Consider the following 9,455-nt stretch of genomic DNA (forward strand, 5'->3'; position numbering starts at 1 on the left):
CCCTCACCCACCGCGCCCACCTGCGTGGAATCATGGGGGCATGAGCAACGACGCACATCCCCACCCCATGAACATCTCCGGCGAGCACGAGGACGCCCCGCAGGGCTCGCCCGTCACGGAGCTCAGCGAGGAGCAGAGCTGGGAGCTGCTCCGCCAGGCCCGCTTCGCCCGGCTGGCCACCCGCGACGGGGACGAGATCGACATCACGCCCCTGAACATCGTGGCCGACGGCGAGAAGATCTACTTCCGCTCCGCCAAGGGCACCAAGGTGCTGCACCTGCAGCTGAACCCGAACGTGGCCCTGGAGATCGACCGCACCGCGGGTTCCGAGGCGCACTCCGTGGTGGTCCGCGGCACCGCGGCCATGATCACGGACGCGGACGAGATCAAGCGCGTGGAGGGGCTCGGGCTGCGGCCGTGGCTGAACACCGAGAAGATCGAGTTCGTGGAGATTACCCCCACGCGCATCACCGGCCGCGCGTTCCGGCTGGGTCACTGAGCGTGGCCCAGGCCGCCTCCGGTCCCGCCCGGTTCAGCACCGTCCCGGACGCACCCCGTTCCGACGACGCCGCCCTGGTCGCCGCCCTGCGCGCGGACCTCGCCGCGGCGGGCTTCACGGTGGACCGTGTCACGGACCTGGTGGGCCCGGAGGCCATGTCCGCGTGGTCTCGCGACCAGGCCGTGCCCGCCCGGCGTGCCCTGCGCGAGCGCGGGTCACAGGATCCTGCGCTGAGCGCCCTGACGGCGTTCTTCCTCCTGGGTGACCCCGTTCAGCCGGCAGCGCTCGACGCCGCCCTTCCCACCGTGGGTGCCGCCGGACTGGTGCGTCTCGGGCTGGTGGAGGGAACCTCCGAGCCCACGAGCACCGGCGGGGGCACCGGCGCAGACTCCGGCGCGGGCACCGGCGCAGGCGCCGACCCGCTGCTGAGCGCCGCGATGGACCTGCGCCCCTACGCCACGGACTCCTCCGAGGAGCTCTGGGTCGCGAGCGACCTGGGGGCCTTCCAGCGCCCGGGCGTGCTGCGCCACGACCACGTGCTGGGCATCGGTGGCGCCTCCACCACCCTGGTGCAGTCCACCCCGCGCCGCCCGGTGGCCACGGCCCTGGACCTCGGCACGGGCTGCGGCATCCAGACGTTCCACCTGCTGGCCCACGCGGAGCACGTCACCGCCACGGACATTTCCGAGCGTGCCCTGGCCACCACGCGCTTCAACCTGGTGCTCAACGCCCCGGCCCTGGGCCTGGACCCGGAGCACCTGGAGGACCGGGTGAGTCTGGAACTGGGCAGCATGCTGGAGCCGGTGGCCGGGCAACACTTCGACATGGTGGTGTCCAACCCGCCGTTCGTGATCACCCCGCGCACCCCGCAGGAGACGGACGTCGAACGCTTCACCTACCGGGACGGCGGCCTGCCCGGGGACCGGATCGTGCGGGACCTGCTCGCGGAGCTGCCCTCGGTGCTGGCCCCGGGCGGCACCGCGCACCTGCTCGCCAACTGGGAGATCCCCCACGATCCGCAGGACGCCCCCGAGACCACGTGGTCCCGCGGCCCGGAGTCCTGGATCCCCACGGGCACCGGGGCGTGGGTCATCCAGCGCGAGCTGCAGGACCCGTGCGAGTACGCCGAGACCTGGCTGCAGGACGCCTCCCAGCAGCGCGATCCGCAGGCGTTCGACCGCGCCTACGCCGCCTACCTGGACGACTTCGCCTCCCGGGACGTGGCCGCGATCGGCTTCGGCATGGTGTGGCTGCAGCGCCCCGAGGACACCGAGCGCACGGCTGAGACTCGCCGCGGCGCCCTCACCGCGGACGACGCCGCGGGGTCCCCGAGAGCGCCGCAGAGTGCCTCCCGTGACGCGGACGACGACGCCGGCGCCCCGAGCACCGCGCACGCCGCCTCCCAGCCTGGGGCGTCAGCCCTCGGCGGGCCGGGGGAAGAGCGCACGGTGAGCGGGACCGTGGGACCCGGCCGTGCGGCGTCGTCGTCCCTGCCGCGGATCTTCGAGACCGTCCCGCACCCGATCCAGCAGCCAATCGCCCCCGCCCTGGCCGCGGAGTGGGAGCGGACCGTGCGCCTGGGCCGGGAGGCGTCGGACGCCCAGAGCGGTGCCGCCGGGCACCCCGCGTGGCTGGAGCGTCGTCTCACCGTGGCGCCGGACGTCACCGAGGAGCGCCACGGCACCCCGGGCGCGGAGGATCCTTCCCTGATCCTGCTGCGGCAGGGCGCGGGACTGCGGCGGACCGTGATCCTCTCCAGCGAGGCCGCGGGCTTCGCCGGGGTGTGCGACGGCGAGCTCAGCGCCCAGCAGATTCTCACGGCCCTGGGCGTGCTGCTGGGGTGGGAGGAGGGCCCTACGGAGCAGCTGGTGGCCGAGATCGCAGGTCTCATCGCCCACGGGTTCCTGCTGGAGGTGTCAGACTGACCCCGTGGGCGAGCGCGTGATCCTGATCCGGACCACGGCCACCCACCGGGTGTGAACGTCTGCACAGTCGCGAGACACAGCGGGGCCGGTGAGCCGCGTGACGTACGCTGACGTCTCAGACGCGGGACGAGACACCCCACGAGCACCAGACCGGGCGCCGTCGCCTACGCTGAACGGCGACCACCAGCAACAGACCCGCCCCGCAACCACGGGTCACGACGAGGAGCACCTTTGGCACCGAAGGCCACCAAGACCGCCGGCACGGGCAAGAGCCTGCTGATCGTGGAGTCACCGTCCAAGGTGAAGACGATCGCGGGCTACCTGGGGGACGCCTACGAGGTGGAGTCCTCCATGGGCCACATCCGTGACCTGCCGCAGCCCTCCGAGCTGCCCACGGACATGAAGAAGGGCCCGTACGGCAAGTTCGCGGTGGACGTGGAGCACGAGTTCGACCCGTACTACGTGGTGAACCCGGACAAGAAGAAGAAGGTCACCGAGCTCAAGCGCAAGCTGAAGGACGCGGACGCCCTCTACCTCGCCACCGATGGGGACCGCGAGGGCGAGGCCATCGCGTGGCACCTGCTGCAGGTGCTCAAGCCCAAGGTGCCCGTCTACCGCCTGACGTTCCCCGAGATCACCAAGGAGGCCATCGAGCGCGGCTTCGGCCAGCTGCGGGACATCGACCAGGACCTCGTGGACGCCCAGGAGACCCGCCGGATCCTGGACCGGCTCTACGGCTACGAGATCTCGCCGGTGCTGTGGCGCAAGGTGGCCGCGGGCCTGTCCGCGGGGCGTGTGCAGTCCGTGGCCACCCGTCTGGTGGTCCAGCGCGAGCGTGAGCGGATCGCGTTCGTGCCCGCCGACTACTGGGACCTCACGGGCCAGTTTTCCCGCCCCGAGGGCCAGGACGCCGGGCGCGCGTTCTCCGCGCGGCTGAGCTCCGTGGACGGCCGCCGGGTGGCCACGGGCAAGGACTTCGACGACCGCGGCCAGCTCAAGTCCCCGTCCTCCGGCAACGCCCCGGTCACGCTGGACGAAGCGGTGGCGACGGCGCTCGCGGCCGGCCTGCAGGACGCGCGCTTCTCGGTCCGTTCGCTGGAGACCAAGCCCTACACGCGCCGCCCCGCGGCACCGTTCACCACGTCCACGCTGCAGCAGGAGGCCGCACGCAAGCTGCGCTTCACGTCCCGCACCACCATGCGCGTGGCGCAGCGGCTGTACGAGAACGGCTACATCACCTACATGCGAACGGACTCGGTGGCCCTGTCCGACCAGGCCGTCAACGCCGCCCGCGCGCAGGCCAAGGAGCTCTACGGCCCGGAGTTCGTGCCGTCCTCCAAGCGCGTGTACGCCTCCAAGTCCAAGAACGCGCAGGAGGCCCACGAGGCCGTGCGCCCCGCCGGGGACACCTTCCGCACGCCCTCCCAGGTGCGCTCGCAGCTGTCCGTGGACGAGTACAAGCTCTACGAGCTGATCTGGAAGCGCACCGTGGCCTCCCAGATGCAGGACGCCAAGGGCGACACCGCCACGGTGCGCCTGGGCGCCACGGCCACCTCCGCCGCCGGTGAGCACGCCGGGGCCGACGCCGAGTTCTCGGCCTCCGGAACCGTCATCACCTTCCGGGGGTTCCTGGCCGCGTACGAGGAGGGCCGGGACGTGAACCCGGACCTCACCGCGGACTCCGGCAAGAAGGGCGCGAAGGACGAGGACAAACGCCTGCCCGTGATGGCCGAGGGCGACGCCCTGGACGCCTCCGAGGTCACCGCGGACGGGCACACCACCACCCCGCCGGCCCGATACACCGAGGCCTCGCTGGTGAAGACCCTGGACGAGCTGGGCATCGGACGCCCCTCCACGTACGCCGCCACGATCTCCACGATCATGGACCGCGGCTACGTGCAGGTGCGCGGTTCCGCCCTCATCCCGTCCTGGCTCGCGTTCTCCGTGGCGCGCCTGCTGGAGGAGCACTTCTCCGACTACGTGGACTACGACTTCACGGCGGAGCTCGAGGACGACCTTGACCGGATCGCCCGCGGCGAGGCCGAGCGCGTGAAGTGGCTCTCGGGCTTCTACTTCGGGGAGAACCCGTCCGAGCCGGGGCTCAAGCCCATCGTGGAGGACCTGGGGGAGATCGACGCCCGCGCGGTGAACTCCATCCCGATCACGGACGAGATCACCTTGCGCGTGGGCAAGTACGGCCCGTACCTGGAGTCCGGCGGCACCGTAGACCCGGAGACCGGGGAGATCACGGATCCCGTGCGCGCGAACGTTCCCCTGGACCTCGCCCCGGACGAGCTCACGCCCGCGAAGGCGCAGGAGCTCATGGAGATCGGCAAGGCGGACGGCCGGGAGCTGGGCGTGAACCCGGACAACGGGCGGACCATCGTGGCCAAGGACGGCCGCTACGGCCCCTACGTCACCGAGATCGTGCCCGAGCCCACGCAGGAGGAGCTCGACGCGATCCCCACCGAGTACTACAAGAACGGCAACCCCAAGCCCAAGAAGATCGAGAAGCCCAAGCCGAACACGGCCTCGCTGTTCTCGTCCATGAACCTGCAGGACATCACGCTCGACGACGCCCTGAAGCTGCTGTCCCTGCCGCGTGAACTCGGCCAGGACACGGACGGTGAGACCATCACGGTGCAGAACGGGCGCTACGGGCCGTACCTGAAGAAGGGCTCGGACTCCCGCTCGATCTCCTCCGAGGACCAGATCTTCACGATCACCCTGGAGGAGGCCAAGACCATCTACGCGCAGCCCAAGCAGCGCGGCCGGCAGGCCGCGCGACCGCCGCTCGCGGACCTGGGCGCGGATCCCCTCACGGAGAAGCGCATGGTCATCAAGGAGGGCCGCTTCGGCGCGTACATCACTGACGGCGAGACCAACGTGACCGTGCCGCGTGCAGAGGCGATCGAGCAGATCACCGCGGCCCGGGCCTCCCAGCTGCTCGCGGAGAAGCGCGCCAAGGGCCCCGCCCCGGCCAAGGCCCCGGCGCGCTCGCGGGCCAAGAGCTCGACCGCCAAGAGCTCCACCGCGAAGAAGCCCGCGGTCAGGAAGCCGGCGGCGAAGAAGCCCGCCGCCAAGAAACCGGCCGCCCGGAAGACGGCCGCCACCAAGTCCGCCGCGAAGTAGCGTCCACCGTCCGCCCGGCATTCTTGGGGCCAACCGTCTGGTTCGCGCTCCGAGCTGGGCCGGGCACCGCACGTCTGCGAAAGTAAGGAACACCCATGAGGCTCTCCGTCCTGGACGTCGGCTCCAACACGGTGCACCTGCTCCTGCTGGACGTCTACCCCGGCTCCCGCCCGGAGCCTTACGCGTCCCACAAGGTGGCACTGCGGCTGGTGGACTACCAGGACGAGGACGGGCGGATCACGGACGAGGGCCGGGACCTGCTCACGTCCTTCGTGGTGGAGGCCCGGGACTTCGCGGTGGAGCACCGCGCGGAGGACCTGCTGGCGTTCGCCACCTCGGCCATCCGTGAGGCCACGAACGGCAACGACGTGCTGGAGCACGTGCAGTCCACCTCGGGGGTGACGCTCACGGAGCTGTCCGGGGACCAGGAGGCCGCCATCACGTTCTCCGCGGTGCGCCGCTGGTTCGGGTGGAGCGCGGGGCGCATCCTGGACTTCGACATCGGGGGCGGCTCGTTCGAGATGGCGATCGGCACCAATGCGCTGCCCACGGTGGCCACCTCCGTGCCGCTGGGCGCGGGTCGGCTGTACCGGGCGTACCTGGCAGGGTCCGACGTCGCCTCGCCCGCCCAGTTCAAGGCCCTGCGCAAGCACGTGCGCACCACCCTGCGCCCTGCCGTGGACCGGATCGCAGGGGGTGGGCACCCGAACCTCGTGGCGGGAACCTCCAAGACCTTCCGCTCCCTCGCCCGGATCTGCGGTGCGGCACCGTCTGCCCAGGGGCCGTACGTGGAGCGGCTCATGCACCTGGAGGACCTGCGGCTGTGGACCCGTCGCATGGAGGCCATGACCGTGGGTGAGCGTGCGGATCTGCCGGGAGTTTCCGAGCACCGCGCTGCCCAGGTGGTGGCCGGGGCGATCGTCGCGGAGACCGCGATGGACATGCTGGCCGTGGACACCGTGCAGATCTCCCCGTGGGCACTGCGGGAGGGTCTGATCCTGCGCCGCATGGACCGCCTGGCCCGGGACGCCACGAGCGAGACCGTCAACCCGAAGGACCTGGTGAACCGCCGATGAGCGAGACCCCCGCCGCCTACCGCCCGCACGTGGCGCTGTCCACGAGCTCGTTGTACCCCCAGGGCGTCCCGGAGACCTTCGAGGCCGCCACGCGCCTGGGCTACGACAGTGTGGAGGTGCTCGTGACCCACGAGCGCATGAGCCAGCTGACCCACCAGCTGCTGGACAGCGTGCAGAGGTACCAGATCCCCATCTCCACCATCCATGCGCCCACGCTGCTGTTCACCCAGCAGGTGTGGGGCAAGTCCTGGACCAAGATCCAGATGGCCGCGAAGCTCACCCACCAGGTGGGCGCAGAGGTGGTGGTGGCCCACCCGCCGTTCCGGTGGCAGCGCAAGTACGCCAAGAACTTCGTGGCCGGGGTTCGGGAGGTCTCCCGCATGACTGACACCAAGATCTCCGTGGAGAACATGTACCCGTGGCGCGTGGCCGGGCGGGAGGCAGTGGTCTACTCCCCGCACTACAGCCCGCTGGGCCAGGACTACGACTGGGTCACGTGGGACTTCTCCCACGCCGCCACGGCCAAGATGGACTCCCTCGCGGCCGTGAAGGAGCTCGGGTCCCGGCTGGGCCACGTGCACCTCACGGACGGCTCCGGGGAGACGCTCGCGGACGAGCACCTGCTCCCGGGCCACGGCGTGCAGCCGGTCGCACAGACGCTTGAGTACCTGCGCGACCAGCGCTGGCAGGGCGTGGTGGGGGTGGAGGTGTCCACGCGCAAGTGCGAGACCCCGGACCAGCGAGACGAGTGGCTCGCGGAGTCCCTGGACTTCGCCCGCCGCCACATGACGGTCCAGGGCTGAGGCGGCCGCCCCGGCACGGGCACTGTCATTTGTCGAACCGCGCGCTCGCACCGGCAGTGCGGCTGTGGACGCAGCCGGGCGACGTCGCCGGGCCGGCACCGCGCGCGGGGACGGCCCCGCGGGTGCGAACCTACCCCTGCAGGCGCTCCCCGAGCCGCCGGGAGATGGCGGAGACGAGGAACGTCAGGAAGACCACGTGGAACCCCATGGCCACGACCACCAGCGCGCGGGCCGTCTGCCCCACGGGGTGGATGTCCCCGTAGCCGATCGTGGCCAGGGTGACCACCGTGAAGTACAGCGCGTCGGTGCGGGTCTCCAGCCCCTCGAACTGGCCGGGGATCATGGACACCGCATGGAACGACAGGGCGATCACGGCCACGGCCACCATGAGCAGCAGGAACAGCCGGCCCACGGGGTCGTCCCCGCGGCGCAGGTGGCGGATGATCACCGCACCCACCACGGCCAGACCCAGCAGTGAGGCGATGATGCGTCCCACCAGGTCGCGGTCCGGGTCCAGGGGGATCGCATAGTACGTGGCGGTCACTGCCAGCAGCCCGATCACGGCCCGGACGGGGCGGATGGAACTGGTCAGACCGCGCCCGTGGGAACCACGCCGCGGACGGGACGGGGGCGGCGCCTCAGGCTGCTCCGAGGACATCGCGCACCTCCTGCCCCGTCAGCGGAGACAGAGCCGCCGGGCGGGCCGCCCGTGGGCGCAGAGGCGCCACGGGAACCACCCGTGGGCGCCGTGCCACTGCGCGGTCCACCCGCGGATGGTGAGCCGCCAAGAGCGGACGCGGCGCGGCATCCGCGGACGCGGCGCAGAGGCGCTGCCCGACGCTCTGGACGGCGCTGCACCCCCGCGAGACACAGTGGAGGGAAGTGGACACACGGACTCCTGACTCGTTGCGTGGTGTGCTGGGCCCAACCCTAATCGGGCAACCCGCGAGCGCCCCCGTGTGCTCGGCCCGGAGGGCTCGTCCTGTCGTGAGCTCCCACGGGCCACGGAGCATCCCCGCTCGCGGGCCCCCGGCGCGGCGCGGTACCGTCGAGTGAGCTTCCCGACCACCACAGCCCGTGAACGGCGCCACCCGGCGTGCCCGCGGGGCCCGAGAGGATGAGACACCATGGCTGAGCTGACACTGACGTTCCTCGGAGCCGGTTCCATGAACGGCTCCATCCTGCGCGGCGTGCTGGCCGCGGGCACGGAGGCGGGCGGGGTGCGCGCGACGACCCGTTCGGCGTCGTCGGCGGAGGCCCTGCACCGGGAGACCGGCGTGGAGGTCTTTGCCGGGGAGTCGGACCCGGAGGCCAACCGGAAGGCCGTGGCGGGCGCGAACATTGTGCTGCTGGGCGTGAAGCCCTACGCCATCCTGGACCTGGCCCGTGAGGTCGCGCCCGCGCTGGACCCCTCCACCGTGGTGGTCTCCGTGGCCGCGGGCGTCACCCTGGACGCACTGCAGAAGGCCCTGCCGGACGGCCAGCCCGTGGTGCGCTGCATGCCCAACACGCCGTCCAGCCTGGGCCGCGGGGCGCTGTCCGTGACGCCGGGGGAGCACACCTCGGCGGAGCGGCTCGCCCAGGTCAAGGACGTCCTCGCCACGGTGGGCACCGTGGTGGAGGTCCCCGAGCACCTGATCCGCGCGGTCACCGGCGTTTCCGGCTCGGGCCCCGCGTACGTGTTCTACCTGGCCGAGGCCATGCAGCAGGCGGGCGAGAAGCTCGGCCTGGACCCGGAGACGGCGCGCGTGCTGGCCAAGGAGACGGTCTCGGGCGCGGGAGAGCTGCTCGCCCCGGACGACGCCGATCCCGCGGCCCTGCGCCGGGCCGTCACCAGCCCGGGCGGCACCACCGAGCAGGCCATCACCACGTTCGACGAGAAGGGCCTGCGAGACATCGTCGCCGCAGGGGCGGAGGCCTCCGCGACCAAGGGCGACGAGATGGAGAAGGAGTACGACGGGCAGTGACGCCCGCTCCCGCGCCCACCCCACGATCCCAGCAAGGCGGTACACCATGAGCA

At 71.6% G+C, this 9,455-nt stretch carries 7 protein-coding genes; 6 read left to right on the forward strand and 1 reads right to left on the reverse strand.

All coding sequences use genetic code 11. The features are described 5' to 3' along the window. Positions 1-40: 40 nt before the first annotated feature. The 5 genes from D9R02_RS10090 to D9R02_RS10110 all read left to right on the forward strand — a co-directional run bounded on the left by D9R02_RS10090 (position 41) and on the right by D9R02_RS10110 (position 7,435). On the forward strand, positions 41-499 hold the full coding sequence (locus D9R02_RS10090) for a pyridoxamine 5'-phosphate oxidase family protein (protein WP_039100588.1): 459 nt from the start codon (positions 41-43) through the stop codon (positions 497-499). 2 nt (positions 500-501) lie between these two features. Continuing rightward, complete coding sequence (locus tag D9R02_RS10095; protein ID WP_121566848.1) at positions 502-2,424, forward strand: DUF7059 domain-containing protein; 1,923 nt, start codon at positions 502-504, stop codon at positions 2,422-2,424. 231 nt (positions 2,425-2,655) lie between these two features. Next, complete coding sequence (topA, locus tag D9R02_RS10100; protein ID WP_121566849.1) at positions 2,656-5,556, forward strand: type I DNA topoisomerase; 2,901 nt, start codon at positions 2,656-2,658, stop codon at positions 5,554-5,556. A gap of 95 nt (positions 5,557-5,651) precedes the next feature. Continuing rightward, positions 5,652-6,632: a Ppx/GppA family phosphatase gene (locus tag D9R02_RS10105; protein WP_019311105.1), complete on the forward strand. Its 981-nt coding sequence runs from the start codon at positions 5,652-5,654 to the stop codon at positions 6,630-6,632. After that, positions 6,629-7,435: a sugar phosphate isomerase/epimerase family protein gene (locus D9R02_RS10110; protein WP_121566850.1), complete on the forward strand. Its 807-nt coding sequence runs from the start codon at positions 6,629-6,631 to the stop codon at positions 7,433-7,435. The genes D9R02_RS10105 and D9R02_RS10110 overlap by 4 nt, the downstream gene beginning before the upstream one ends. 130 nt (positions 7,436-7,565) lie before the next feature. Here D9R02_RS10110 and D9R02_RS10115 read toward each other — a convergent pair whose 3' ends face one another. Next, positions 7,566-8,093: a potassium channel family protein gene (locus D9R02_RS10115; RefSeq protein ID WP_121566851.1), complete on the reverse strand. Its 528-nt coding sequence runs from the start codon at positions 8,091-8,093 to the stop codon at positions 7,566-7,568. A 469-nt stretch (positions 8,094-8,562) separates the two neighbouring features. Here D9R02_RS10115 and proC point away from each other — a divergent pair, with 469 nt between their 5' ends. Beyond that, on the forward strand, positions 8,563-9,402 hold the full coding sequence (gene proC, locus D9R02_RS10120) for a pyrroline-5-carboxylate reductase (RefSeq protein WP_121566852.1): 840 nt from the start codon (positions 8,563-8,565) through the stop codon (positions 9,400-9,402). The last annotated feature ends 53 nt before the right edge of the window (positions 9,403-9,455 follow it).

It is taken from the genome of Kocuria rhizophila, assembly GCF_003667225.1.
GTDB classification, from domain to species: domain Bacteria; phylum Actinomycetota; class Actinomycetes; order Actinomycetales; family Micrococcaceae; genus Kocuria; species Kocuria rhizophila.

Coding starts and splice junctions, on each gene's coding strand:
- D9R02_RS10090 (WP_039100588.1), top strand. CDS start 41: ATGAGCAACGACGCACATCCCCACCCCATGAACATCTCCGGCGAGCAC.
- D9R02_RS10105 (WP_019311105.1), top strand. CDS start 5,652: ATGAGGCTCTCCGTCCTGGACGTCGGCTCCAACACGGTGCACCTGCTC.
- D9R02_RS10110 (WP_121566850.1), top strand. CDS start 6,629: ATGAGCGAGACCCCCGCCGCCTACCGCCCGCACGTGGCGCTGTCCACG.
- D9R02_RS10115 (WP_121566851.1), bottom strand. CDS start 8,093: ATGTCCTCGGAGCAGCCTGAGGCGCCGCCCCCGTCCCGTCCGCGGCGT.
- proC (WP_121566852.1), top strand. CDS start 8,563: ATGGCTGAGCTGACACTGACGTTCCTCGGAGCCGGTTCCATGAACGGC.